The organism is Lachnospira multipara ATCC 19207 (assembly GCF_000424105.1).
GTDB classification, from domain to species: Bacteria; Bacillota; Clostridia; order Lachnospirales; family Lachnospiraceae; genus Lachnospira; species Lachnospira multipara.
Window position 1 is genome coordinate 20,051 of record NZ_AUJG01000018.1, and the last position, 26,770, is coordinate 46,820.

Genomic DNA, 26,770 nt, shown 5'->3' on the forward strand with positions numbered 1-26,770 from the left:
TAGCGAAGCGGATTCCGAATGTCCGCTTTACAATGTATCATCTAGGAAACTTTAGCTAATTTTAGCTAGTTTTTATTTAGTTCCAAGATGACATAACTTCCTTGAACTTCTTAACATTTTCTGCAGTATCACCCTTAAAAATAGCTGAACCAGCAACTACTACATTTACGCCAGCTTCAAGGACTCTAGCAAGATTTTCAATATTAATGCCACCATCAATTTCGATGTTTACATTAGTTAAGTTCTTCTCTTCTAATGCCTTCTTAATTTCTCTAACCTTATCAAGAGATTCTGGAATGAATTTCTGACCGCCAAATCCAGGATTAACGCTCATAACAAGCACCATGTCTACCATTGAAAGGTATGGAATAACTGCCTTTGCTGGAGTCTTAGGATTAAGTGTAATAGCTGCCTTACAATTAAATGACTTAATCTTTTCAAGTGTAGCCTTAACATCCTGACAACTTTCAACATGCACTGTAATAATGTCTGCGCCTGCATTTGCAAATTCCTCAATGTATCTGATTGGCTCATCAATCATAAGATGTACATCAAAAACCTTCTTAGTTGCACTTCTAATTGACTTAATAACAGGAATACCAAGGGAAATGTTTGGTACAAAGCTTCCATCCATAACATCGATGTGTACGTACTCTGCTCCTGCCTCGTCAATAATCTCTAATTCTCTTCCTAAATTCTTAAAATCTGCTGATAAAATTGATGGTGATAAATAATTCATATCTTACTTCCTTTTACACTTTAATATTTCTTTTTATTTTTTAATTCATCAAATATTTCTATATAGCTCTGATATCGTCTCTTACTTATCTGTCCATCCGCTAGAGCTTTCTTTACACTGCAGTCCGGCTCATTTACATGTACGCAACCGTTAAATCTGCAATTTCCCTCATGCTCTTTAAATTCTTCAAAATAAAATCTTAACTCTTCCTTTTCTATATCAGGAGGGTTAAGTGATGTAAAGCCCGGCGTATCTGCAATATACGTATTAGGACTTACATTAAAAATTTCTGAATGCCTTGTGGTATGACGTCCTCTACCAATTTTACTAACCTCACCAGTGGCATTAACCTCCTCTGGTAAAATCAAATTAGTGAGGGAAGATTTTCCAACTCCTGAAGGGCCTGCAAGCACTGTTGTCTTGCCCTTTAGACATTCTAAAACCTCGTCTACACCAGTCTTGTCATAGGTACTTACCCATATTAACCTACAACCGCATTTATTATAAATTGATTCTAATGCATCAATTTCTTCTTTAGTTGCTAAATCTACCTTGTTAAAAACCACTACTGTATCCACATCCTGATAGTCCATATAAACTAAAAATCTATCTAAGAGATTGTAGTTTATATCTGGTTGTTTAACGGCAAATATAACCATCGCTTGATCTATATTGGCAAAAGCCGGTCTAATAAGAGAATTCTTTCTTTCAAGAATTTCTGTAATATTACCCTTTAGATTGTCATTATCAACAATATCCACTAGGCAATTATCACCTACTAAAGGCTTAATCTTCTTATTTCTAAAAACGCCTTTCGCCTTACACTCATATATAGCGCCGACTTCTTCTATGTAAACATAGTAGAAGCCAGCGATACCTTTAATTATCTTACCCTGCATGAATTACCTAGTTAGAAGCTGTTGTAGCTTCAGTTGTACTTTCAGCTTCTGTTCCTGTATTTGTACCTGTTCCTGAACTAGTTCCAGATCCTGAGCTTGATCCCGTTCCTGAACCGGTTCCGGATCCTGTTCCTGAACTAGTTCCAGATTCTGAGCTTGTACCCGTTCCCGAACTATTACCTGTGCTGCTTTTAATAGTTAATGTCACAGTTGAGCCTACAGTTACATTATCACCTTCTTTTTCTAATTGAATTGTTACATATCCATCCGAATCAGAACTATCAGTAAATTGATATTTTAAACCATTTGATGTTAACCAAGAAATAGCTTCAGACTTAGACATTCCTACTAAGTTTTTCATCACTACTGTTGTCTTTTCTTCACCTCTACTTACCTTAATAGTAATTGTAGAGCCTTTTTCTGCACTACCTGTTGGTGAGTAGCTAATAACGCTACCAGCTTCAACTGTTGTACTATATGCATATTCTACTTCAACCTCAAAGCCTAAGTCCTTAAGAGTTTCAGTAGCCTTTTCCTCTGTCATGCCCTTTACATTAGTTACAGAAACTGTTTCTGTTTCAGTTCCCTTACTTACTGTAAGAACGATTCTTGTATTAGCAGAAACCTTAGAGCCTGCTGTTGTACCCTGACTAATTACATAGCCCTCTTCTACTGTTGAAGAGCTCTGTGTAACAATTGAATAACCAAGACCAACTTCATTTAAGCTTTCAATAGCCTTTTCCTTTGACTTACCTGTAACATCAGGTACTGAAACAAGGCTTGAATCATCTTCTGAAACTGTTGTTGTCTCTGTTTCTGTCTCTGTTGAAGAAGAGCCACAACCTACTAACTTTAAGATTACAAATACTGTAATAATAAGAATAATAGCCGCAATACCGATTCCGATATACTTCATGATCTTATCAAGCTTTTCATTGCTTTCATCATCAATATCATCTTCATCGTCGTCTTCATCATCTAAAACGCCATCTTCGTCGTCAAGATTTTCTAGTGTTTCTTCATTGTCATCGTCAAGAACGTCTAAATCTTCATTTAATTCTTCGTTTTCTTCTTTCTTTGACATTTCATCCTCCATTACTGGTGCCATTTTAACAAAATCTACATCTGGCATAACAAGAGATTTCTTTAAATCAGCAAGTAATTCTTCTGCTGACTGATATCTTCTGTCAGGCTTTTTCTCAGTACATTTTGCAACAATCTTATCTATACTTACAGGGATTCCCTCAGCAAGTGTTGATGCAAGTGGAATCTTATCCTGTATATGCTTTACAGCAACTGTTACTGAATTGTCTGCATCAAATGGTACAGTTCCTGTTAACATCTCAAAAATTGTGATACCCATTGAGTAAATATCAGTTCTAGCATCTGAGTATCCGCCTCTTGCCTGTTCTGGTGAAATGTAGTGAACAGAGCCCATTGTCTGTGATGAGTTAATTGTTGTATTAGATGAAACCTTAGCAATACCAAAGTCAGTAACCTTAACCTTACCGTCCTTTGAAATAATAATATTCTGAGGTTTAATATCTCTGTGAACAACTCCAGCCTTGTGGGCAGCTTCCATGCCGTTTACTACCTGAATAGCAATACTAGCAGCTTCCTTAAATGGAATTCTACCTCTTTTTTCTATATATTTCTTAAGAGTAATACCCTCAACTAATTCCATTACAATATAATAAATGCCATCTTCATCTCCAACATCATAAACGCTTACGATATTAGAATGTGTAAGGCCTGCTGCTGATTGTGCCTCTGCTCTAAATTTAGCAACAAATGTCTTATCATCACTAAACTCTTTTTTCATAACCTTAATGGCAACAAATCTATTAAGTTTGTGGCATTTAGCCTTATACACATCAGCCATTCCTCCAGCGCCGATCTGCTCTAGTATTTCATATCTGTCAGCTAAAAACTGTCCTTTTCTCAACATATTAATTTATACCTTTCTAATTAGTTTTAATAATAACAACTGATATATTATCTAGCCCGCCATTCTTATTAGCCTTGTCTATCAGTTTCTTTGCGGCATTATTAATATCTGACTCATCTTTAATGATATCAGCAATCTCTGTATCCTCGAGCATGTTAGTTAAACCATCACTACATAATAAAATCCTATCATTTTTCTTTAGGTCTATTCTAAACATATCTGGCTCTACGGTAGTTGTACCGCCAATAGCCCTCGTTATAACATTTTTCCTCTCATGGTTTCTTGCTTCCTCTTTGTTAATCTCACCTGCAAGAACCATTTCCTCAACCAATGAGTGGTCTCTGGTAACTTGTCGTATGTCCTCATCAACTACATATAGTCTACTATCCCCTACGTTGGCAACTAAAAGTGTATCATCAATAATACTTGCTAGACAAAGTGTTGTCCCCATGCCTGTATAATCTTCAGATTCCTTGGCCTTTTCTAGAAGTAATGTGTTTACCTCTAAAATTGCCTTCTCTACTGTGCTAACAGCATCCTTAGTTAGATTCTCCTTAAGTAGCTTTACTAGTGTTTCCACTGTAAATCTTGATGCTGTGTCGCCTGCTTTATGGCCCCCCATGCCATCTGCCACAATGAAAAGATTCGGGAGTATTCCTATAGGTGTCATAGATGTATAGACAAAATCCTGATTGGTTTTTCTTTTTTTGCCAATATCAGTCATTGCTACTGCTTTCATGACTATCCTCCATATAACTTTTTCTTAATTGACCACATGCGCCGTCAATATCTCGGCCCATTTCTCTTCTAATAGTAACATTAATTCCACATTTTTCAAGTTTATTTTTGAATGCCATAATAGCATCCTTATTAGATTGTTCGTAATCTCTTTCCTTAATCGGATTAACCGGAATAAGGTTAATATGACAATTAAGGCCATGTACTAAATCGATTAACTGACTTGCACATTCCTTAGTATCATTAACGCCCTTTACTAAGCTGTACTCAAAGGAAATTCTTCTGCCTGTCTTATCAAGATAATATCTGCAGGCATCCATTATTTCTTCTATAGAATACTTATTAGCTATAGGCATCATAGTCTTTCTAAGCTCGTCATTAGGTGCATGTAAAGAAATCGCAAGAGTTATCTGTAACTCAAGGTCAGCTAACTCTCTAATCTTTGGCACTAAACCACAAGTAGAAACTGTTAAGTTACGAAGACTAATATTAAGCCCTTTTTCAGAATTAATCAACTCTAGAAACTTAATAACATTGTCGTAATTATCCATAGGCTCACCAGAACCCATAATTACTATATTAGAAACTCGCTCTCCTGAAATACTCTGAATTCTATAGACCTGATCTAACATTTCAGAAGGTGTGAGGTTTCTTACACAACCGTCAAGTGTTGACGCACAGAAGCGACAACCCATTTTACATCCAACCTGGGATGAAATACAAACTGAATTTCCATGGTGGTACTTCATTAATACACTTTCAATGACATTGCCATCGTAGAGTTTAAATAAGTACTTTTGTGTTCCATCAATTTGTGATGTCTGCACCCTTATTGGCTCAAGTGCCATAAGATATGCATTTTCCTTTAAACTTTCTCTTAGCTTAGCAGGAATGTTAAGGCAGTCGTCAAAGTTAGTTACAAGCTTTTCGTGCATCCACTGATAAAGCTGATTAGCTCTAAACTTCTTCTCTCCTAAGCTCTCTATATATTCAATTAGTTCGCTAGAGTTTAGACTCTTTAAATCCACTCTACCGTCCTTAATCTTATAATTAATATCCATTCTAATACCTTACTTCTTCTTTAAAATTGCATAAAAGAATCCGTCTGTGTCCTTTGTCTTTCCAGCTAATAACTGCTTCATGTCTAAAAGTTCAAAGCCTAGACCCTTTATAAATTCCACTTGTTCTTCATTCTCTGCCTTATTGATTGTACAAGTACTATAAACTAGTATAGCAGATTCTTTCAAATAATTAACTACTGTAGTTAAAATATTTTTCTGAATTTCTACCAATTCAGCACATTTTTCAGGACTCGCATTGTATTTAATGTCTGGCTTTCTACCTATAATACCAAGACCTGAACAAGGTAGGTCAGCAATTACTACATCAGCCTTAGCTACTAAACTCTCATCAAGTTCTGAGGCATCAAACACTTCTGTCTCTACATTAGTAATTCCTAACCTATCAAGGTTTTCCTCAATCTTATCAAGCTTTTCATAGGAAATGTCTCTAGAATAAACTCTTCCTTCATCGCCAACCCACAAACTAGCATTGATTGTTTTGCCACCAGGTGCGGCGCAAACGTCCACTACTGTCTGTCCATTTTCAAAATGAGAATTGTAACCTGCAATAATTGAGCTTAAATCCTGAATCTGAAAAAGACCTTCATTAAAACTGTCTAAATTCGTCAAATAATCATAATCCGAAATCTCTAGTGCATAATCAATCTCAGTATTAACAACCTTAACCCCTTCAGATTCTAGCTTTTCCTTTAAATCCTTAGGGCTAATCTTACTTGTATTAACTCTAATATAGGTTCTTTTCTCTTTAAAGAGACCTTCTAGAATATCAGAAACTTCCTCTTTACTATAGCTTTCAAGCCAAAGCTTAATAATCCATTCTGGCATTGAATATTTAATACTATTATGTAAAATGTAGTCACTCTCTGCTGGGTATTCTATTGAATCCTTATTTCTTGCAATATTTCTTAATACGCCATTTACAAAGCCCTTTAAGCTTACAAAACCACGCTTAGTTGCTAACTTAACAGCCTCATTACAAACTGCAGACTCAGGCACTGAATCCATGTATAAAAGCTGGTAAATCGACATTCTAATTAAGACCCTAATTAAGGGCTTCATTTTCTTAGTTTTGGTTTTTGAAAATTGATTGCAAACATAGTCTAATTCTATCTTTCTTTCAATACTTCCAATAAAAAGCTTAGCGATAAATGAGCGCTGGCTCTTTTCCAAATATTGGTATTTAGCCAGCGCATTATTTAAAAGATAGTTAGAAAATTCGCCGTTCTTTTCATTCTCTAAGAGCATATCTAAAACAACTGCTCTTAGATTAACCGAATTATTAGCGGTCGTCACGGTTATTTCCTCCAAATAAAATTATTAATCTAAGTAACTGTAAAATAGCTGAGGCAGCACTTGCTACATAAGTAAGAGCTGCTGCTGTTAGTACAGATCTCGCCTTAGAATTTTCTCTATCTACAAGCATTCCGTTAGATTTTAAAATTCTAAGGGCTCTAGCTGAGGCATTAAACTCAACTGGAAGTGTAACAATCTGGAAAAGCACTGCAAGAGAGAACATTAAGATTCCCACTGTAATAAGTGTCTGATTCCAGCTTAAAAGCACACCAAGTATAATAAAAATCCAAGATGCCTTTGAACCGATATTGGCAAAAGGTACTATTGCAGATCTAAGGCTTAGTGGCACATAGCCTCTGTTGTGCTGAATTGCATGTCCACATTCATGGGCTGCTACAGCAACCGCTGCTATAGAAGACATATTATATACTGAATCTGATAGATTTACCATCTTAGTTCTTGGATCGTAGTGATCTGTAAGAGAACCTGAAACATGGGCAACACCCACATCATAGATTCCTTCGCTTCTAAGAATCTGTTCAGCAACCATAGCTCCTGTAAGACCTCTAGAGCTTGCTACTTTTGAGTATTTTGAAAATGTAAATTGAACTCTAAGCTGTGCAAGCAAGGCTAATACTGCTGCTATAATTATTAGTATATAAGTTGGATCAAAATAATATCCATAGCCTAAACCATACCCATAGTACATATAAGTCACCTCTTTTTATGATTATTCTTCCTTACCAAATACTGTGCCAAGTTCAATGTTATTGCCACGAAGGAAGGAGCCTGCATCCATTCTCTTCTTACCTTCTAATTGAACTTCAAGAGCCTCTAAGTAACCCTCTCCTGTTTTAATTACAAGGGAATTCTTTCTTAGAGCTACGATTTCGCCGTTCTTAGCTGTGCTTAAATCAACTTCGGCATCAGTAACATCATCAAGGCAATTAGCTTCCCAAATCTTAAAAGTCTTTCCTTGTAAATGTGTGAAAGCTGATGGCCATGGATTAAGACCTCTAATAAGTCTTTCAATGACTACTGCAGACTTATTAAAATCTATCTCTCCCATGGACTTCTTTATCATCTTAACATATGTAGAATCCTCTTCCTTTTGAGGAATTGGACTTATGCTTCCCTCTTTAAGGCCTACTAAAGTCTTAACAAGTAGGTTAGCACCTACAACTGCTAATTTATCAAATAAAGAACCGCCTGTTTCCTTAGGATCAAGCTTTAACTTCTCAACCATAAGAATGTCGCCTGTATCAAGGCCTTCATTCATCTGCATTGTTGTAACGCCTGAATATTCGCAACCATCAATAACTGCGTACTGAATAGGCGCAGCACCTCTATACTTAGGAAGTAAAGATGCATGAACGTTAACACAACCATACTTTGGCATCTCAATAATTTCCTTTGGTAGAATCTGGCCAAATGCTACAACTACAAAAACATCTGCATTATAACTTCTTAATTTTTCTACAAATTCAGGGTCTCTAGCTTTCTCTGGCTGTAGGACTTCTAAACTATGGGCAAGAGCCGACTCCTTTACAGGTGAGAATTGTAATTGCTTACTTCTTCCCTTTGGCTTATCAGGCTGTGTAACTACTGCGCAAACTTCATGTCCTGCCTTTATAATAGCTTCTAATGTACCCACCGAAAAATCCGGTGTTCCCATAAAAATTACTCTCACTAATTTGCCTCTTTTCTATATTTATGAATTTATCTTCTATATTTATGGATTATTCTTCGTCGTAGTCAACTTCCATTAACTCGCCTTCCATCTTATCAACGTACATTACACCGTTTAGATGGTCAATTTCATGAAGCATACATCTAGCAAGTAATTCTTCACCTTCAACAATAATTTCTTCCATATCTTCATTTAAAGCCTTAACCTTAGCATAGTTAGGTCTTGTAACAATACCTACCTTACCTGGAACTGAAAGGCAACCTTCCTGTCCTGTCTGGCTTCCGCTTGTCTCTAAAACAACTGGATTAATTAATACGATTGGGTCATCGCCACAATCAATTACTACTAATCTCTTTCTTACACCTACCTGAGGAGCTGCAAGACCAACACCATTAGCCTCATACATTGTTTCAAACATATCCTCGATAAGTTCCTTAATTCTTGGTGTCATTTCTTTTATTTCTTTGCATTCTGCTCTTAATATATCATCACCAATTTCTCTAATATTTCTGATTGCCATATTATTATTCTCCTATCTTTATAATATTATTCATTAAAGTCATAATTGACTAAAACATTTTTAAACAATGGGTTTCCAATAACAAAATTGTCCAAGTTCTCATATACACTGCTTAGTTTACCATATTCTTTATTGCGAATATATATAACTTTGCTAAAAATATCATTAATTTTATAAATATTAGCTTTAGTTGGACCTAAAACTATTGAATTATTTACCTTGTCCGCTTTCTCCTTTAAGCTAATGCTAGCCCTATCTAGTGCCTCCTCATTAGGGCTTGATAAGGTAACTTTTAGCATATTTAATATAGGAGGATAGCCAAGTAATTTTCTATAGCTTATTTCTTGATCAAAAAATCCTCTAAAATCCTGATGTGCCGCAGTCTGAATACTGTAGTGATCTGGTGTATAGCTTTGAATTACTACCTCACCAAGACTTTTACCTCTACCAGCTCTACCAGCACTTTGAGTTAGCAACTGGAAGGTCTTTTCGGGGGCCTTGTAATCACTAGCATAAAGTGACATATCTGCTGCCACAATGCCAACTAAAGTAACATCTGGAAAATCGTGTCCCTTTACAATCATCTGAGTACCTACTAAAATATCTGCCTCATGATTTGCAAAGCATTCAAGGATTCTTTCATGTCCACCCTTATTCTTTGTTGTATCTGTGTCCATACGAAGGACTCTAGCATTAGGATACTCCTTTTTTAGTAATTTTTCTAATGCTTGAGTTCCTGCCCTAAAGCCTGCTATATATTTTGAGCCACACTCTGGGCAAGTCGTAACATTTTCCTGCTCATAACCACAATAGTGGCAGATAAGTTTCCCGTTATTATGGGCCGTTAAGGAAACGTCACAATGAGGGCACTTCATTACATGCCCGCAGCTTCTACAAGATATAAATCCTGCATAGCCTCTTTTATTTAAAAAGAGCATTATCTGCTCCTTCTTTTCAAGTCTATCACTAATTAGCGCCTTTAACCTTCTACTAAAAACAGACCTATTGCCAGCTCTTAGCTCGTCTCTCATGTCTTCTACATAGACCTTTGGTAACTTAGCATCTCCCGCTCTCTTAGTCAAAGTAATTAGTTTATATTCTCCATTTAGGGCTCTTTCATAACTATCCACGCTTGGGGTAGCCGAACCTAGTATTACTGGAATTTGTTTCTTCTTTGCTATATGAATTGCAACGGGTCTAGCATGATATCTTGGAGTCTTATCGGATTTATAAGCTCCCTCATGCTCTTCATCAATAACTATAAGACCTAAATTAGGAAATGGTGTGAACAGCGCAGACCTAGGTCCAATAATTACACTGATTTCCCCACGCATACTTCTTAAAAATTGGTCGTATCGCTCGCCCTTTGACATCTTAGAATTTAAGATAGAAACCTTATCTCCAAATCTATAGTAGAATCTCTGCACTGTCTGTAAAGTTAGAGCAATCTCTGGAATAAGCATAATTACTTGCTTTCCTGATTCAATAACCTTCTCAATTACATCCAGGTAGACTTCCGTCTTTCCACTACCTGTAATTCCGTGTAGAAGATAAGTTCTATATACATTTTCATCTATGTCTTTTTTTATCAAATCTGCTGCCTGTCTCTGCTCTGGGTTTAATTCCACATTCTTACCAAACATATTCCTTCTTGGCACAGGATTTCGATAATATTCTTCTGAGTTAATCTTTATAATTTCGTCATCTTCAAGTGATTTAATAGTTGATGCTGAGATATTAAGCTTAGATTTTATAATACTCATATCAATTATTTCTTCTTCTATCAAAGCCTCTACTAATCTAAATTTTGCCTTTGCATTCTTTTTTAAAAATGTATCAAGCATTGCCTTTGCCTCATCCACCGGCACATTAAGGCACACAGACTTCTTCTCTTTTTGGCTAACCTTATCCTTTACAGGAATAACTGTCTTTAGAGCCTGATTCATGGTTGAACCGTAGTTTTTCTTAATCCAGTAAGCAAGCTCAATCATTTCCCCTGCAAGACCCACTTTGTCTGTAACTAGGCTGTCTATGTACTTAATCTTCTCCACAGGGTACTTTGCCTCTTCCCCCATATTAATTACATAGCCCTGAATCATCTTGTTAGCTCTACCAAAGGGTATGTTAACTAAACTTCCAATCTTAACAATATCCCGGAGTTCATCCGGGATATTGTATTGAAAAGTCTTATCTAATTGTTCATGAGATATATCTATTATTATATCAGCAAACATTTTTACCTCTTAAGTTCCTCTAAAACCTCAGCAATAAGCTCTCTTTCATCCATGTGATGCTTTACGCCCTTAATAATCTGGTAGTCCTCATGTCCCTTACCTGCAAGAACAATGATATCTCCTGGCTCACCATGAGCAATTGCGTACTTAATAGCTTCCTTACGGTCTATTATATCCACATGCTTACCATCAGTTTTAGATATTCCAGTTATAATATCCTTAATAATTGCTTCAGGCTCTTCATCTCTTGGATTATCAGATGTAATAATTGTTAAATCTGATAATTTTCCAGATACTTCGCCCATTTCAAATCTTCTATCTCTTGATCTGTTACCGCCACAACCAAATAAAGTTACAATTCTATGTGGATTGTATTCTCTTAAAGTTGTAAGTAAGCTTTCAAGGGACATAGCATTATGTGCATAATCTATCATTAAACTAAAGTTATCAGATACCTTTACAAGTTCAATTCTACCCTTTACCTTAACCTCCTGAAGTGTCTTTAAAAGAGTTGCCTCTGGCACATTAAAATGTTTTGTTACCGCAATAGCTGATAAAGAGTTATAAACTGAGAAGCGACCTGGAAGATTTAATTTAACTTCTAAGTCCTTACTATCATCCTTTGAAACTAACTTATAGTTTAATCCAATATTACCACCTTCGTGGAAAAGCTTAATATCGCTTGCCTTAAGGTCTGCGTCCTTATCAATAGCATATGTCTCTATTTTACAAGTTGCATTCTTAATCATCTTTTCAACATGCTCATCATCTGCATTAAAAATACCTGTTGAGCACTGTCTAAACAACTTAGCCTTACATTCTAAGTAATCCTCAAAGCTTTCATGTTCATTAGGTCCGATGTGATCTGGCTCAAGGTTTGTAAATACACCAATATTAAACATAATACCTGCTGTTCTATCAAGCTTTAGTCCTTGACTTGAAACTTCCATAACAACAGCCTTACAACCAGCATTAACCATCTTTCTAAAGCTTTCATGAATCTGGCTTGATTCAGGAGTAGTATTCTCTGATGGAATGTGCTCATCACCAATGATTGTCTCGATTGTACCAATAAGACCTGTCTTAATACCGCATGCCTCTAATACATTCTTAATCATATATGTTGTAGTTGTCTTTCCCTTTGTACCAGTAATACCAATAGTAAAAATTTCCTTATCTGGATTCTTATAGATACTAGCTGACATTAAGGCAAGAGCGAGTCTTGTGTTATCTGTCTTAATAACTGTGATTCCTTCTGGAATATCAGCTAAATTAGCAGTAGATTCAACTACAATAGCACTAGCTCTATCAATCACATTAGGGATAAATTTGTGTCCGTCTACTACCGCTCCTTTAATTGCAACAAAAACGCCGTCCTTATCTACTTTTCTAGAGTCAGAACTTACATTTGTTACATAAATGTCTTCTTTACCCTGTAGGATTTCATAGCTGAAATCTGTACATTCATTTTCTATACAATTTTTTAAAATCTCTGATAATAACATAATTTTTACCTAACAAGTATAATAACTTGTCCTCCCATTAATCTTTTGCTTTATTATAAGCAAATTATAAGTAAATGTGTGAAAGTCTTTTAAGTAAATGTGTAAATATATTTTAGAATAAACCTGTTATTTTATTATTTTCTTCATCAAAGTCAATTCCAACTGCGGCTGGCTTCTTTGGAAGTCCTGGCATTGTAAGAATTTTACCTGTAAGCACAACTACAAAGCCTGCGCCTGCATTTACATAAACTTCTCTTACATTAACATCGAAATTTTCTGGTCTACCAAGTAAGCTTGCATCATCTGATAAAGAATACTGAGTCTTAGCCATACAAATAGGAAGCTTAGCAAAACCAAGTTCTTCTAATCTAGCTAATTCCTTCTTTGCCTTTGAATCAAATGTTACATGACTTGCGCCATAAATTTCCTTAGCGATTGTGTTGATCTTATCTTCAAGGCTTAAATCAAGTGAGTAAATTGGAGCGAAATTGCTTTCCTTCTTCTCAATTGTCTCTAATACCTTGTTAGCAAGCTCGATTCCACCTTCGCCGCCCTTAGCCCATACATTTGCCAATGCAAATTCACAGCCAAGGCTTTCACAATGTTCCTTAATGAATTCATATTCAGCCTGTGTATCTGAAATAAATGAATTAAGTGTTACTACTACTGGAACACCGTATTTATGCATATTCTCGATATGCTTATCAAGATTTACGATACCTTTTTTTAGAGCTTCTAAGTTCTCTTCGTTTAAATCCTGCTTTGCAACGCCACCATTGTATTTTAAGGCTCTAACTGTTGCTACAATTACTACAGCATCTGGCTTAAGGCCTGCCATACGGCACTTAATATCAAGGAACTTCTCAGCACCAAGATCTGCGCCAAATCCTGCCTCTGTAACTGTATAATCAGCAAGCTTAAGTGCAAGCTTTGTTGCTCTTACTGAGTTACATCCATGTGCAATATTAGCAAATGGGCCACCATGTACAAGTACTGGTGTATTCTCTAATGTCTGAATCATATTAGGCTTAATTGCATCCTTAAGTAAGGCTGCCATTGCACCTGTTGCCTTTAAATCTTTAGCTGTTACAGGCTCTCCAGCTCTATTATATGCAACGATAATATTGTCTAATCTTCTCTTTAAATCCTGCATATCTTCACAAAGACATAGGATAGCCATAATCTCAGATGCTACTGTAATTATGAAATGATCCTGTCTTGGAACACCATCAGTCTTCTCGCCAAGTCCAACTACAATATTACGTAATGCTCTATCATTCATATCAAGGCAACGCTTCCAAACTACTCTATTAACATCGATGTCAAGCTCGTTACCATGATGAATATGATTATCAAGCATAGCTGCTAATAGGTTGTTAGCAGAAGTTATTGCATGAAAATCTCCAGTAAAGTGTAGATTAAGGTCCTCCATAGGAACTACCTGAGCGTATCCGCCACCAGCTGCACCACCCTTAATACCAAAACATGGTCCAAGAGAAGGTTCTCTTAGTGCTGCTACAGTCTTCTTTCCTAACTTATTAAGTGCCTCTGTAAGTCCAATACTAATTGTAGTCTTACCCTCACCTGCTGGTGTTGGGTTAATTGCTGTAACTAGAATTAACTTACCATCCTCATTTTTTGAAACACGCTCAATAGCCTCATCGGAGATCTTAGCCTTATACTTGCCATACATCTCTAAATCGTCCTCAGAAATGTCTACTAACTTAGCCACTTCCTTGATGTGTTTCATTGTTGCTTCCTGTGCGATTTCAATATCACTTTTCACTGCCATACAAATCCTCCAAAAATAAAAGATACGTTTTGTAAACGCATGTAGATTGTACCATATTGTTAGTTCTCTCACAATTGCTATTTAAACACATTTACTATTCTAGCTATCTTTCCAAAAAAGACTTATCTTAATTAACCATTTGCAAGATTATTGTTGAAATCCTCAAGGGACATCTCAACTTTTCTAGGTTTTGTTCCCATTTCCTGTCCAACAACCCCTGCATCAAAGAGCTGGTCCATGATTCTGCCGGCTCTGTTAAATCCTATTTTAAAATGTCTTTGAAGCATGCCAATGGAACCCTTTTCGTTTTCAATAACGAATCGTCCTGCCTCAGCAAATAAAGGATCTCTTTCATCCTGACTTTGTGACTGGCCAACTAAGGCTGCCCCAATTTCAGTCTTTGAAATGCTCTCATCATATACTACTGGTGGATTCTTTCTCTTTACATCCTCTACCATGTCTGCCACTTCTTCATCAGAAATAAAGGCACCCTGCACTCTTAAAGGCTTTGGTAAATTTGAAGGGAAATAGAGCATATCGCCCTTTCCAAGTAGTTTTTCAGCACCATTCATATCAAGGATAGTTCTTGAATCCACACCTGAGGATACTGCAAATGCAATTCTTGACGGTACATTTGCCTTAATAAGTCCAGTTACAACATTAACCGAAGGTCTCTGTGTTGCAATAACCATGTGAATTCCTGCAGCTCTTGCTAGCTGAGCAAGTCTACAGATTGCATCTTCAACTTCATTAGCAGAAACCATCATAAGATCAGCTAACTCATCAATAATAATAAGAATCTGTGGCTTCTTATCCTTAACAACTTCACCCTGATCATCAATAATTTCGCCCTTAACAACCTTCTCATTGTAACCTTCAAGGTTTCTAACACCGTATTTAGCAAAATCCTTATATCGTCTATCCATTTCAATAACTGCCCAGTTAAGTGCCTTAGCAGCTTCCTTAGGATCTGTTACGACTTTTTCAGCTAGATGTGGAATGCCATTATAAACACTAAGTTCAACCACCTTTGGATCTACCAAAATCATTCTTACATCTTCAGGAGATGCATTATATAAAATACTTGTAATAATTGTATTAATACAAACTGACTTACCAGAACCTGTAGCACCAGCAATAAGCATATGTGGCATCTTAGCAATATCCGCTAAAATCACCTTACCAGCAATATCTCTACCTGTAGCAAATACAAGCTTTGACTTAGCATTCTTAAATTCCTTAGATTCAATTAACTCTCTAAGTCCAACTGTTGTTGCTTCCTTATTAGGCACTTCAATACCAATGGCTGACTTACCAGGAATTGGTGCCTCAATTCTAATATCTGCTGCCGCAAGGCTTAACTTAATATCATCTGCAAGGGAAACAATTTTACTAACCTTTACTCCTTGTTCAGGCTGAATTTCATATCTTGTAACCGATGGGCCATAACTAATTCCAACTACATCTACAGCTACACCAAAGTTAAGTAAAGTCTGCTTTAATACTCTTGCAGTCTCATCATTCTTGCCTGTTGATGCTCCAAGAAATGCAGTCTTTTTACTACGCTTAAGGCAGTTAATATCAGGCTTGTGATATTTCTTTTGATTGCCTTTTTCAAACGTAGTCTCCTTAGCTGCTGCCTGACCATAACTTTCAGTTAAGCTATCTCTAGCACCTGAACTAGCATGTGGATTAGGGTTTGCATAAGTATTAGAACTTGCATAAGCATTAGAACTTGCATAAGCATTAGAACCTGCATTATAAGCCGATACAAAATCATTATCAGATGCAACATCTGCTCTTAAATCCTCATCTAGTGTATTAGGAGCTTCCTGTGCTGCCTCGTTATGACTTTCCTTATAGCTGTCACTATGGTTATCAGGATAGCCTTCATCATAGTCTTCATCTGTCATTACGCTGTTAAAGCCATTAAAGACCTGATTGTTAGAATCTGGTTCATAAATATCCTTTGAATACTCATCCTCAGGATTAGAAATTGCCTCAACATTTTCTATATTAATATCACTATCTTCTTGTCCGTTTCTTTCAATTAAAGTATCAGATGTAACGCCTAAAACTTTTCGTCCCATTCTTCTTGCTGGGCTCTTTTTCTTCTTTTTAGTTGAATCTATTTGTCCATTTTCTTCAAAAGCGTTTTTGTTAGCATTTTTAGAAAAATATCCATTTCTTTCAAGTTCTTCGTCTTCATCATCTTCATAATCTGCAAGGTCATTTTGTTCCTTATATTCAAAATAATCCTTCTTAGCTACTTCGATAAATTCCTTACTCTTAGTCTTAGCATTCTTCATGCCCTTAATAAAGGATTTCTCAGTGATTACCACGATGCAAATAATCATTAAAGCAAGCATAATCACAAACGATCCAACTGTTCCAAGAGGATATAAAATCTTACAAAGAAGGCCGCCAAAAAAGCCGCCGCCGATTTTGTCATTAGCGCACACTGTAAAGAAGGAGAAAATGTTACCTTCAACTCTAGGTACATTTGTAATTCTCTGCCACATTGCAGCTAGGTCTACCATAAGGCCGTATACTGCAATAGCCTTGATTCGTGCAATCTTAATAAAGCTCTTGTTTACAGAAATAAAGATAATAGTTCCTGCCACAACAAATGGGAAGAAATATTCCATTACCCCAATAAAACCAAACATGAGCCACTTAATTGCTCTACCTACAGAACCTGCTAATTCGAAATTTGATAGTACTAAAATAGCAGCGCATGCAAATGCAATCAATACCACTATTTCTTCCTTTAGACCGTATTCTTCCTGAGCTTCCTCAGTCTTTTTTGCCTCTTCGCCCTTAGTCTTTTTATTTGAACTAGTCTTAGCATCACTGCTAGACTTACTATTTGCCCTACTTACTGTTTTTACTGGCCTTTTATTATTTTTACTAGCTAAAGCCATTTATGATTTCCTCCCGTCCCAAAGCATTCTTTAAACTTATTTATTATACCATATAAGCCAAAAGTAAAACAAGGAAGCGAAATGCAATTAAGCAAATCACTTCCTAATTTCACATATTATATTAGTTTGTATATGTCCAAACTTTTAGAACATTTTTAAAAATGAATCTAAGCCTTAAATTAAGCAATTCTTAAATTAGTCTTCATCATCTGATGCAGCATCAGCAAATCCCTGACGCTTTCTAGCCATTTCATCACTTTCAAGGTATTCATCATAAGTTGTAATCTTATCAATTAACTGACCTGATGGAACGATCTCCATGATTCTGTTAGCTGTTGTCTGAATGAACTGATGATCGTGTGAAGTAAAGATTACAACACCATTAAACTTAATTAAAGCATTGTTAAGGGCAGTAATTGATTCCATGTCTAAGTGGTTTGTAGGGTCATCAAATACTAAACAGTTACAACCCATAATCATCATCTTAGAAAGTAAACATCTAACCTTCTCACCACCGGATAATACCTTAACCTTCTTAACGCCATCATCACCAGCAAATAACATTCTTCCAAGGAATCCTCTTACATATGTAGGATCTGGATCTGGTGAATACTGTGTTAACCATTCAACGATTGTATCTTCTCTATTAAACTCTGCAGCTGAATCCTTAGGGAAGTAACCCTGAGATGTTGTAACACCCCACTTGTAGCTACCTTCATCAGGTTCCATCTGACCTGTAATAATATTGAAAAGTGTTGTAGTTGCAAGCTCGTTAGAACCTACAAATGCAATCTTATCATCATGATTTACAATAAATGAAACGTTATCTAATACCTTAACACCATCAATTGTCTTAGAAATTCCTTCTACCTGTAATACTTCATTACCGATTTCTCTCTGTGGTCTAAAGTCGATATAAGGATACTTTCTTGAAGATGGTCTGATTTCATCAAGTTCGATTTTCTCTAAGGCTCTCTTTCTAGATGTAGCCTGCTTAGACTTAGAAGCGTTAGCAGAGAATCTCTGAATAAAGTCCTGTAATTCCTTAATCTTCTCTTCTTTCTTCTTATTAGCTTCCTTCATCTGCTTAATAAGTAACTGGCTTGATTCATACCAGAAGTCATAGTTACCAGCATATAACTGAATCTTAGCATAATCGATATCAGCGATATGAGTACATACCTTATTAAGGAAATATCTATCATGGGAAACAACAATAACTGTATTATCAAAGTTAATTAAGAACTCTTCTAACCAAGCAATAGCATCTAAATCTAAGTGGTTAGTAGGCTCATCAAGAAGTAAGATATCAGGGTTACCAAATAAAGCCTTAGCAAGTAATACCTTAACCTTAAGTGAACCATCAAGTTCGCTCATTAATTTATAGTGATTCTCTGTTTCAACACCTAAACCATTAAGAAGCTGAGCAGCGTCTGACTCTGATTCCCAACCGTTCATATCAGCAAATTCTGCCTCTAATTCAGAAGCCTTATTACCATCTTCCTCAGTAAAGTCTTCCTTAGCATAAATTGCTTCCTTCTCCTTCATGATCTCATAAAGACGAGCATTACCCATAATTACAGTATCTAAAACAGTATATTCATCATACTTAAAGTGATCCTGCTCTAAGAAAGATAATCTCTGACCAGGTGTGATTGAAACATCACCCTTACTTGGCTCGATCTGGCCTGTTAAAATCTTAAGGAATGTTGACTTACCTGCACCGTTGGCACCAATAAGGCCATAACAATTACCTTCTGTAAACTTAATATTAACATCTTCAAAAAGAGCTTTCTTACCGATTCTCAATGTTACATTATTAGCACTAATCATCTAAATATAACCTCCAAATAGAAATACAAAGTATTTCAGTCTAATCTAAAATTACAAACAACGTGCCATTAAAGCACAAACATAATAATTATAGAGGTTATAAAGCCTAAATGCAAGTAAAACTAATTTACACATTTTAAAATAAAAATAGCACCCCCGCTTCATGTATTGAGGTGACCCCCAAAAGTTAGACCAAAAATCTAACGATTGGAGGTCGGTACATATAGCCATAAAACTGGGGTGTTATTTATCATCTTATCATAAATCTTCTAGTTACAATTTCTTCTTATTATAATTTCTTCTTATTATGTTTCCTTCTATAATTATGAAAGAAATCTATTTCACTTCTATATTAGGAAATGTATATTTAAAAAATACATCAAAAGGATCGTCATTATAACTTAGGGTTTGAATATACTTGTTATATTTCTCAACAATCCAGGAAAAGCTAGCTGGCAAATCCTCATAATCGTACATCAAAAATCTCACATAAATAGCCTTTCTCTTAAGAAGCTTCTTTATCATATTTAATAAGAAGTCTCCATGTTCTGTCTGTAACACCGTCTCATCTAAAGAAACCACAATCATTTTATGTCCCACTATCATATTCTCAATTTCCTCATTTGTGATCTTCTCGCACATACTATTAATTTTAAAGATATTATAAAAATAATCTTCAAACATCTTTGTTAAATTAAAATTCGAAATTTTTGAATCATTAGATCCTAAATATAGCATAATTTCCTCCTGCACTAATCTTTTTCTTATAGTTCATTTTCTAACATTCTCTGTTTGTTTTCTTTCACCTATACAATTTTAAATAATTGTATAGTGTTTAATTTAATTGGCCTCAATTAAAGTTGCCTTAAAATACGTATAAAATATTCTCAAAACTGTCCCATTTCTTAATTTAAGCCTGGGATGTCTTTATCTTTTCAGTACATTTACGGTTAACCAAACCCATCTTTTTGTATCTTCTATCTTTTACTTCTATCTTTTTGTGACTTCTTCCTTTATCTTCTTGTAGCTTTTTCTCTCATCTTTAAGCATAATATTAATCAATTGATTCTTTCTCTGTTAGTTTTTTGTTTTTTTACTTTTCTTTAGTTTTCAATGACTCCTTTCATCCTTTCGCAATCCTCCATGAAATGCGTTTATTTCCTTGAATTACTTTTTGTGAAAATGTGTCGCAGTAAGCCAACAAACCAACTAATCAGTAAATCGAATCCTCCAATCATATCATCAATTTAAATCATAATTCTAGATTAAACCAATCGAATCAGAAACTAAATCGCCAAATTTAAACTTTCAGATACGACTAGTGTAATTGTTTACATAATAGTCAAAAAAATAAGCGGGCATTTACACTTTTTATACAGTAAATCCCCCCTTTTATCTGTGTTTGACCATTTATGAATTAGTTTGTGTTTTTGCAACGACAAAATATTATCAAAGGATTTTTTATTTGTAAAGTACTTTTTTTATATTTTTGCTAAAATATTTCCGTCCATATGTCTCTAATAAAGATTTTTTCTATATTTCTAGCATATAAATTTTTTCAAATTTAAAAAATTGCATTTTGTATATTTTTTCCTTTAATTTGTTTTTTAAATAAATTCTCTTTTGAAAAATAGCGACAACATTTTCCTAATAAAAAACTAGTTAATATAAAAATAACCAGCAAATACAAGCTTTTCGCCAATTAAACTGTAAGTTTAATTTCTTTTACGAAATCTTATATTTGCCGGTTTAAATACATTTTTAAAAATTTTTTATAAGAAACTATTAACAATTAGAAAATATTAGCTGTTAAAGTTCTTAATGAATTTTTTTAAAAAATTATTTCTCTGTTTCCAAAAATCAACCCAATTTTAAAAACTAAGCTGTAATTGTTGTACCAGTTTTTCCATTAAGAGCATCTTTAGCCTTTTCAAGATTTGCAATTACTGCTCTTGAGCCTTCAATAGCTGAAACAAATCTAACTGATGCATCAACCTTAGGAAGTGTTGTAATTGCTGGGAAGTCGCCCTCGTTAATATGCTTAACAAGTGCCTCAACCTTAATGTCATCAACTTCCTCTTCCTTGTCTGTTCCAAGGCCGATTGTAAGCTTATCTGCAGCTGTTAAGAATAAAAGTGTCTTAGCGCCTGTAAATTCAGCAAGCTTAGCTGCTGTATAATCCTTTTCAATGATAGCTGAAGCGCCCTTAAGGTGTGTACCCTGCTGTAAAACAGGAATTCCGCCACCGCCAGCAGCAATAACTACCTGATCCGCATCAAGTAAAGCCTTGATTGCATCAATTTCATAAATATCAATAGGCATTGGAGCTGCAATAATTCTTCTAAACTTGCCTGGCTCCTCCTCAACTACGTGATTACCCTTCTCTTCCTCAGCTTCAGCCTCTTCCTTTGTCATATAGCGACCGATAATCTTTGTTGGATTTGAAAATGCTTCATCAAAAGGATCAACTCTTACCTGAGTAATTACAGTTGAAACTGTCTTATAAATACCTCTGTTAAGAAGTTCCTCTCTAATAGCATTCTGTAAATCATAACCAATGTAACCCTCGCTCATAGCGCCACAAACTGACATAGGAGCTACAGTTCTATCTTCTGGCTCAAGTCTAGCATATTCAGTCATAGCTGTCTGAATCATACCAACTTGTGGTCCATTACTATGAGTTACAACAACCTGATATTTGTCCTCAACTAAATCAGCAATTGCCTTAGCTGCTTTAGATACATTTATTTTCTGTTCATTAAATGTTGTACCAAACGCATTTCTTCCTAGTGCTACTACAATTCTTCTATTCTCCATATTTAAACCTCCAAAGTTAAAAAAAGATTAATTTAATTATAAAATAAAGCCCCTGCCTTCGCAAGGAAAATAAGCTATTTACTAGCTTTTCTCATATTCAATTTTGTTCTTAATTCTATCCTAAGTAAATTACTTCACAAAATTAAAAATACAAAAAGACCCGACTTTACTTTATCAATTGATAAAAATAAAATCAGGTCTTTAAATTTACTTGCTTTATCTATGTTAGCTAAAATTCATCTAGAAAAATTTAAAAATAAAGTTGTTAGTTATCATTTGTAGAGCGGCTGTTGTCTCCTCAGTCTGGCTTGCAGCTGAGTCATTAGCCCACTGTAAAATGTCCATCATAAGGTAATTTAGCGCAATTAATGCAACTGCTAAAATTACGATAATTACAAAAGGAACCCACTGATTCTTCTTTAAACTTGATGAACCCTTACCGCTTCTGTTAGTTGAATTTAAATTCTTAAAATTACGACTGTCTACCATATTCTCTACCTTTCAGAAAAATTTCTTACTTGGCTAGGATAACATTTTATGAACAAATAGTAAATAAAGTTTTTATAAAATGTTACTGAAAGACTATATTAGCCTTTTCCTTCTCGTCTTCTTGCTGCTTCTTTTGCATCATAAGCTTATAGGTGTCTAAAACAGCCTGCTTTTTCATCTCACTTACTGCCTCAGAATAATCTGTATCCTGTAACTGGCTTAAAACCCTTGACTGGTTATATGAAGCCATGCTGTTATAGGCTGAAATATGGGACATACTATTAGTTGTTGCACCTGTTTCTGAACGCATACTAGAAACTGTCTCTAAGGCAGCATCAATGTCTGATATATCAAAGTCTCCTGTTACGTCATAATCAGCAATTCCTAGGGCTTCTAGAGTCGAATTATATGTTGAAACTGTAGCTGTAGAACCATTTCCATCTGTAGCCACATTTAAATCGTCCTCACTTCCATCAAGGAGTGAAATGCCATTGTAGTTAGTTGTATCTGCAATGTCTGTAATACCTTCTTTTAATTGATTAATCTCTTCTTGAATAGCAGCCTTTTCTGTTGATGAAAGGGTATCGTTTGAAGCTTGAATTGATAGCTCCCTAATTTGCTGTAAATAGTCTGTAATACCTTCTAGGGCAGCATCTTCAATATTAAGCACCGATACTGCTGATTCTACGTTAGAACTTCCTACATCATAGGAATTAACTTGTACCTCAGCGGCCTCTGATATAGCTAATTCTGCTGCGCCATCTGCTGCTGACTGTAATGAAACACCTGATGCAATAGAGCTGTAATAGTTACTTGAACTAGTTACACTTGATACTCCATTCATAAGATACCTCCAAATTTATAATCCTTCTTTAAAAATGTTTTTCTGCCTATTGATTAGCCCCTTGTTGTATTTATAGTACATTAGTACTAATATATTGTAAAGTGAACTTTTTGTGAAATGAAATACACATTTTACGCAAAAAAAAGCTCCACTAGGAAATATCCTAGTGGAGCAAAATTCACAACTATATATCTTTCAATAATAAATCAAATTATAACTGAGGACCAGCTGCAACTAAAGCCTTACCAGCATCATTTGTCTCATACTTCTTGAAGTTCTTAACAAATCTTTCTGCAAGATCCTTAGCCTTCTTATCCCATTCAGCTGCATCAGCATATGTGTCTCTAGGATCTAAAATACCTGTATCAACACCTGGAAGTTCTGTAGGAACCTCGAAGTCGAAGTAAGGAATCTTCTTAGTTGGAGCCTTAAGAACATCGCCTGAAAGAATTGCATCAATAATACCACGAGTATCCTTAATAGAAATTCTCTTACCTGTACCATTCCAACCTGTGTTAACTAAGTAAGCCTTAGCACCGCTCTTTTCCATCTTCTTAACAAGTTCTTCAGCATACTTTGTTGGGTGAAGCTCAAGGAAAGCCTGACCGAAGCAAGCAGAGAATGTAGGTGTAGGTTCTGTAATACCTCTTTCTGTACCAGCAAGCTTAGCAGTAAATCCTGAAAGGAAGTAATACTTTGTCTGCTCTGGTGTAAGAATAGATACTGGAGGAAGTACTCCGAAAGCATCTGCAGAAAGGAAAATTACGTTATCTGCATCTGGACCAGAAGAAATCTTGTTAACCTTCTGTGCAATCTTATCAATATGATCAATTGGATATGATACACGAGTATTTTCTGTAACACTCTTATCATCAAAATCAATCTTACCATTAGCATCAACTGTAACATTCTCTAAAAGAGCATTTCTCTTAATTGCATTGTAAATATCTGGTTCTGATTCCTTATCAAGACCGATAACCTTAGCATAGCAACCACCTTCAAGGTTGAATACACCATTATCATCCCAACCATGTTCATCATCACCAATTAATAATCTCTTTGGATCTGTTGAAAGTGTTGTCTTACCTGTACCAGAAAGACCAAAGAAGATAGCTGTGTGCTTACCTTCCATATCTGTATTAGCTGAACAGTGCATTGAAGCCATACCATTAAGTGGTAAGAAGTAGTTCTGCATTGAGAACATACCCTTCTTCATTTCTCCACCGTACCATGTATTAAGAATTACCTGTTCACGGCTAGATACGTTAAATAAAACAGCTGTTTCTGAATTAAGACCTAATTCCTTGTAATTAGTAACCTTAGCCTTTGAAGCATTGTAGATTACAAAGTTAGGTTCGAAGTTAGCTTCTTCTTCAGCTGTTGGCTTAATAAACATATTTCTTACAAAATGTGCCTGCCAAGCTACTTCCATGATGAATCTTACTGCAAGACGTGTACCCTTATTTGCGCCACAGAATCCATCAACTACATATAACTTCTTACCTGAAAGTTCTTCAACTGCTAACTTCTTGCAAGCCTCCCAAGCTTCCTGTGAAGCTGGATGGTTATCATTAGGATATTCAGGTGTTGTCCACCATACAGTATCCTTAGATTTCTCATCCATTACAATAAACTTATCTTTAGGAGAACGTCCTGTATAAATACCTGTCATAACATTAACAGCGCCAAGTTCAGTTTCTTGTCCCTTATCAAAACCTGTAAGACTTGGATCTGTTTCTGCCTTATAAAGTTCTTCATAAGATGGGTTGTAAACTACTTCTGTAGCTCCTGTAATCCCATACTTGCTTAAATCGATTGATGCCATAGTCAAAAACCTCTCTTTAATTTATTATTGTTATAATTTAAACAACTTAATTCCTATTATACATTAAAGATTGATAAAATCAATAGAATTCTTCTTGCAAACAAAAAATTGGTATGACATCTAAAAGTTAGTTGTTTAAAAATTAACATTCGTTGAAAGCTAGTATTTATCTGCATTTATAGCACTTTACAAATTTGGTTGTCTGAAATTTAACACCGTTTTGTCTTAATTTTGTAATGTATTTTTTATGTATTTACTTAAAAAGTAAAGTAATTTCAGCCTAATTTCCTTAAATTATGTCCCATATTTTTTTATATTTTTTCCTATTTTTAAATTATACTTTATTTTATTAGGTAATTATTTCAATATTATACATAAAATTCATACTTATACAAAGAATTAATTTCTAAATAAATTGATATTATCAGTTAATTTAAATAGTATCAGCTTTTATCTAAACTTATGTATTATTTATATGGAATTTTTCAAAAACTCACTTTATTTTATTAACCCAAATCTAATTTTAACTTAATTTGTATACAATATTTGGAGAAAAACTTTAGGTAAAAGATAAAGAATTCTATATAAACCATATACTAAATATAAAGATTTTTAGGAAACTAAAACAGTACTAGTTTAAAAATAGTACCAAACTTGATTTGTATATCCCTATAATTTTGTACGCAGTTTAAAGAATCTTTAGATATTATTAATCCTAGCCAATTTTATTAATTTCTTAGTAATTAAGATAGAGCTAATATTGAATGACTTTATTATCTAAGATACGGCTTTATTTCCTTTATTTGGGACTTATTAATGTGAATTGTAATGATATTGATTATTAACCCTATATTATCTGCTGGAGCAATTTAGAAGGATTAATAGATTTATTTCTATATTCCTTTAGATAAACTTATATAGCATTAGATCAGCTTATATAGCATTAGATCAGCCTATATAGCTCTGTATAGATTATTTAGCAGATATAACTTTATATGGCTAATTAGCAAATATATAGCTTATATGACATCTATGTTCTTTATATGAGGTGATTTAATAGTTAAAAGGTTTCTCTCTTAGAAAATGATTTAAGGGCTTTATGGGCGAATTTAGGGCACAAAAAAAGCACCGGTAAAACCGATGCCTTAAATCTTAACAGGGGTGGAGAGAATCGAACTCCCACCAAAGGTTTTGGAGACCCCTATGATACCACTTCACCACACCCCTATAAGGAAATGTATTCATTCCTTCAAAACTGCACATTAAATATATTCATCCGTTTGATTATCCTTAAAGAATAACCCTCGTTTTGTTCAGTGATTTCTCACTCTCTATCCAAACCTTAACCTTACTTGGTTAAGCCCTCGACCTATTAGTACAAATCAGCTCCACATGTCACCACGCTTCCACCTTTTGCCTATCAACCTCGTCGTCTTCAAGGGGTCTTACTACATTCGTATGGGATATCTCATCTTGAGGGGGGCTTCACGCTTAGATGCCTTCAGCGTTTATCCCGTCCCGACTTGGCTACTCGGCCATGCACTTGGTAATGCAACCGATACACCAGAGGTCAGTCCACCCCGGTCCTCTCGTACTAA

Annotated in this window: 19 protein-coding genes, 1 tRNA gene and 1 rRNA gene; all 21 read right to left on the bottom strand. The window is 35.2% G+C overall.

The features are described 5' to 3' along the window. Positions 1 to 76: 76 nt before the first annotated feature. A complete protein-coding gene (gene rpe / locus G600_RS0111900; protein ID WP_027432112.1) occupies positions 77 to 739 on the bottom strand; it encodes a ribulose-phosphate 3-epimerase in 663 nt (220 codons plus the stop codon). A 20-nt stretch (positions 740 to 759) separates the two neighbouring features. Further along, positions 760 to 1,638 (bottom strand): ribosome small subunit-dependent GTPase A, encoded by an 879-nt coding sequence (gene rsgA / locus G600_RS0111905; protein WP_027432113.1) that lies wholly within the window; start codon positions 1,636 to 1,638, stop codon positions 760 to 762. A 7-nt stretch (positions 1,639 to 1,645) separates the two neighbouring features. Beyond that, entirely contained in the window at positions 1,646 to 3,586 is a 1,941-nt protein-coding gene (gene pknB, locus G600_RS14585; protein WP_051195508.1) for a Stk1 family PASTA domain-containing Ser/Thr kinase, read from the bottom strand. 16 nt (positions 3,587 to 3,602) lie between these two features. Continuing rightward, a complete protein-coding gene (locus G600_RS0111915) occupies positions 3,603 to 4,325 on the bottom strand; it encodes a Stp1/IreP family PP2C-type Ser/Thr phosphatase (RefSeq protein ID WP_027432114.1) in 723 nt (240 codons plus the stop codon). Then, positions 4,303 to 5,385: a 23S rRNA (adenine(2503)-C(2))-methyltransferase RlmN gene (gene rlmN, locus G600_RS0111920; protein ID WP_034246426.1), complete on the bottom strand. Its 1,083-nt coding sequence runs from the start codon at positions 5,383 to 5,385 to the stop codon at positions 4,303 to 4,305. Before rlmN ends, G600_RS0111915 begins: the two co-directional genes overlap by 23 nt. A 9-nt stretch (positions 5,386 to 5,394) precedes the next feature. Next, positions 5,395 to 6,699: a 16S rRNA (cytosine(967)-C(5))-methyltransferase RsmB gene (rsmB, locus tag G600_RS0111925; RefSeq protein ID WP_034246428.1), complete on the bottom strand. Its 1,305-nt coding sequence runs from the start codon at positions 6,697 to 6,699 to the stop codon at positions 5,395 to 5,397. Further along, complete coding sequence (locus tag G600_RS0111930; protein ID WP_027432117.1) at positions 6,686 to 7,408, bottom strand: zinc metallopeptidase; 723 nt, start codon at positions 7,406 to 7,408, stop codon at positions 6,686 to 6,688. Before G600_RS0111930 ends, rsmB begins: the two co-directional genes overlap by 14 nt. 21 nt (positions 7,409 to 7,429) lie before the next feature. Continuing rightward, positions 7,430 to 8,389 carry a methionyl-tRNA formyltransferase gene (fmt, locus tag G600_RS0111935; RefSeq protein ID WP_027432118.1) on the bottom strand — a complete coding sequence of 320 codons (960 nt, stop codon included), beginning with the start codon at positions 8,387 to 8,389 and terminating at the stop codon, positions 7,430 to 7,432. Positions 8,390 to 8,438: 49 nt separating this feature from the next. Beyond that, positions 8,439 to 8,909: a peptide deformylase gene (gene def / locus G600_RS0111940; RefSeq protein WP_027432119.1), complete on the bottom strand. Its 471-nt coding sequence runs from the start codon at positions 8,907 to 8,909 to the stop codon at positions 8,439 to 8,441. Between the two features lie 26 nt (positions 8,910 to 8,935). Beyond that, on the bottom strand, positions 8,936 to 11,143 hold the full coding sequence (priA, locus tag G600_RS0111945; RefSeq protein ID WP_027432120.1) for a replication restart helicase PriA: 2,208 nt from the start codon (positions 11,141 to 11,143) through the stop codon (positions 8,936 to 8,938). A 2-nt stretch (positions 11,144 to 11,145) separates the two neighbouring features. Beyond that, positions 11,146 to 12,648 carry a UDP-N-acetylmuramoyl-L-alanyl-D-glutamate--2,6-diaminopimelate ligase gene (locus tag G600_RS0111950; protein ID WP_027432121.1) on the bottom strand — a complete coding sequence of 501 codons (1,503 nt, stop codon included), beginning with the start codon at positions 12,646 to 12,648 and terminating at the stop codon, positions 11,146 to 11,148. A 112-nt stretch (positions 12,649 to 12,760) separates the two neighbouring features. Next, entirely contained in the window at positions 12,761 to 14,434 is a 1,674-nt protein-coding gene (locus G600_RS0111955) for a formate--tetrahydrofolate ligase (protein WP_027432122.1), read from the bottom strand. Between the two features lie 137 nt (positions 14,435 to 14,571). Continuing rightward, positions 14,572 to 17,364 carry a DNA translocase FtsK gene (locus tag G600_RS14590; protein ID WP_051195509.1) on the bottom strand — a complete coding sequence of 931 codons (2,793 nt, stop codon included), beginning with the start codon at positions 17,362 to 17,364 and terminating at the stop codon, positions 14,572 to 14,574. Positions 17,365 to 17,559: 195 nt separating this feature from the next. After that, positions 17,560 to 19,197, bottom strand: a complete 1,638-nt coding sequence (locus G600_RS0111965; protein ID WP_027432123.1) for an ABC-F family ATP-binding cassette domain-containing protein — start codon at positions 19,195 to 19,197, stop codon at positions 17,560 to 17,562. 336 nt (positions 19,198 to 19,533) lie between these two features. Continuing rightward, positions 19,534 to 19,935, bottom strand: coding sequence for a hypothetical protein (locus G600_RS0111970; protein WP_027432124.1), 402 nt, complete (start codon positions 19,933 to 19,935; stop codon positions 19,534 to 19,536). 1,140 nt (positions 19,936 to 21,075) lie between these two features. Beyond that, positions 21,076 to 22,014: a carbamate kinase gene (arcC, locus tag G600_RS0111975; protein WP_027432125.1), complete on the bottom strand. Its 939-nt coding sequence runs from the start codon at positions 22,012 to 22,014 to the stop codon at positions 21,076 to 21,078. A 240-nt stretch (positions 22,015 to 22,254) separates the two neighbouring features. Beyond that, positions 22,255 to 22,503: a hypothetical protein gene (locus G600_RS0111980; protein ID WP_027432126.1), complete on the bottom strand. Its 249-nt coding sequence runs from the start codon at positions 22,501 to 22,503 to the stop codon at positions 22,255 to 22,257. Between the two features lie 82 nt (positions 22,504 to 22,585). Beyond that, positions 22,586 to 23,347 carry a flagellin gene (locus G600_RS0111985; RefSeq protein ID WP_027432127.1) on the bottom strand — a complete coding sequence of 254 codons (762 nt, stop codon included), beginning with the start codon at positions 23,345 to 23,347 and terminating at the stop codon, positions 22,586 to 22,588. A gap of 211 nt (positions 23,348 to 23,558) precedes the next feature. Next, positions 23,559 to 25,172, bottom strand: a complete 1,614-nt coding sequence (pckA, locus tag G600_RS0111990; protein ID WP_027432128.1) for a phosphoenolpyruvate carboxykinase (ATP) — start codon at positions 25,170 to 25,172, stop codon at positions 23,559 to 23,561. 1,156 nt (positions 25,173 to 26,328) lie between these two features. After that, a tRNA-Trp gene (locus G600_RS0111995) sits at positions 26,329 to 26,399 on the bottom strand. Positions 26,400 to 26,524: 125 nt separating this feature from the next. After that, positions 26,525 to 26,770 (bottom strand): 23S ribosomal RNA (locus G600_RS0112000); the annotation flags it as partial.

Coding starts and splice junctions, on each gene's coding strand:
- rpe (WP_027432112.1), bottom strand. CDS start 739: ATGAATTATTTATCACCATCAATTTTATCAGCAGATTTTAAGAATTTA.
- rsgA (WP_027432113.1), bottom strand. CDS start 1,638: ATGCAGGGTAAGATAATTAAAGGTATCGCTGGCTTCTACTATGTTTAC.
- pknB (WP_051195508.1), bottom strand. CDS start 3,586: ATGTTGAGAAAAGGACAGTTTTTAGCTGACAGATATGAAATACTAGAG.
- G600_RS0111915 (WP_027432114.1), bottom strand. CDS start 4,325: ATGAAAGCAGTAGCAATGACTGATATTGGCAAAAAAAGAAAAACCAAT.
- rlmN (WP_034246426.1), bottom strand. CDS start 5,385: ATGGATATTAATTATAAGATTAAGGACGGTAGAGTGGATTTAAAGAGT.
- G600_RS0111930 (WP_027432117.1), bottom strand. CDS start 7,408: ATGTACTATGGGTATGGTTTAGGCTATGGATATTATTTTGATCCAACT.
- def (WP_027432119.1), bottom strand. CDS start 8,909: ATGGCAATCAGAAATATTAGAGAAATTGGTGATGATATATTAAGAGCA.
- priA (WP_027432120.1), bottom strand. CDS start 11,143: ATGTTTGCTGATATAATAATAGATATATCTCATGAACAATTAGATAAG.
- G600_RS0111950 (WP_027432121.1), bottom strand. CDS start 12,648: ATGTTATTATCAGAGATTTTAAAAAATTGTATAGAAAATGAATGTACA.
- G600_RS14590 (WP_051195509.1), bottom strand. CDS start 17,364: ATGGCTTTAGCTAGTAAAAATAATAAAAGGCCAGTAAAAACAGTAAGT.
- G600_RS0111965 (WP_027432123.1), bottom strand. CDS start 19,197: ATGATTAGTGCTAATAATGTAACATTGAGAATCGGTAAGAAAGCTCTT.
- G600_RS0111970 (WP_027432124.1), bottom strand. CDS start 19,935: ATGCTATATTTAGGATCTAATGATTCAAAAATTTCGAATTTTAATTTA.
- arcC (WP_027432125.1), bottom strand. CDS start 22,014: ATGGAGAATAGAAGAATTGTAGTAGCACTAGGAAGAAATGCGTTTGGT.
- G600_RS0111980 (WP_027432126.1), bottom strand. CDS start 22,503: ATGGTAGACAGTCGTAATTTTAAGAATTTAAATTCAACTAACAGAAGC.
- G600_RS0111985 (WP_027432127.1), bottom strand. CDS start 23,347: ATGAATGGAGTATCAAGTGTAACTAGTTCAAGTAACTATTACAGCTCT.
- pckA (WP_027432128.1), bottom strand. CDS start 25,172: ATGGCATCAATCGATTTAAGCAAGTATGGGATTACAGGAGCTACAGAA.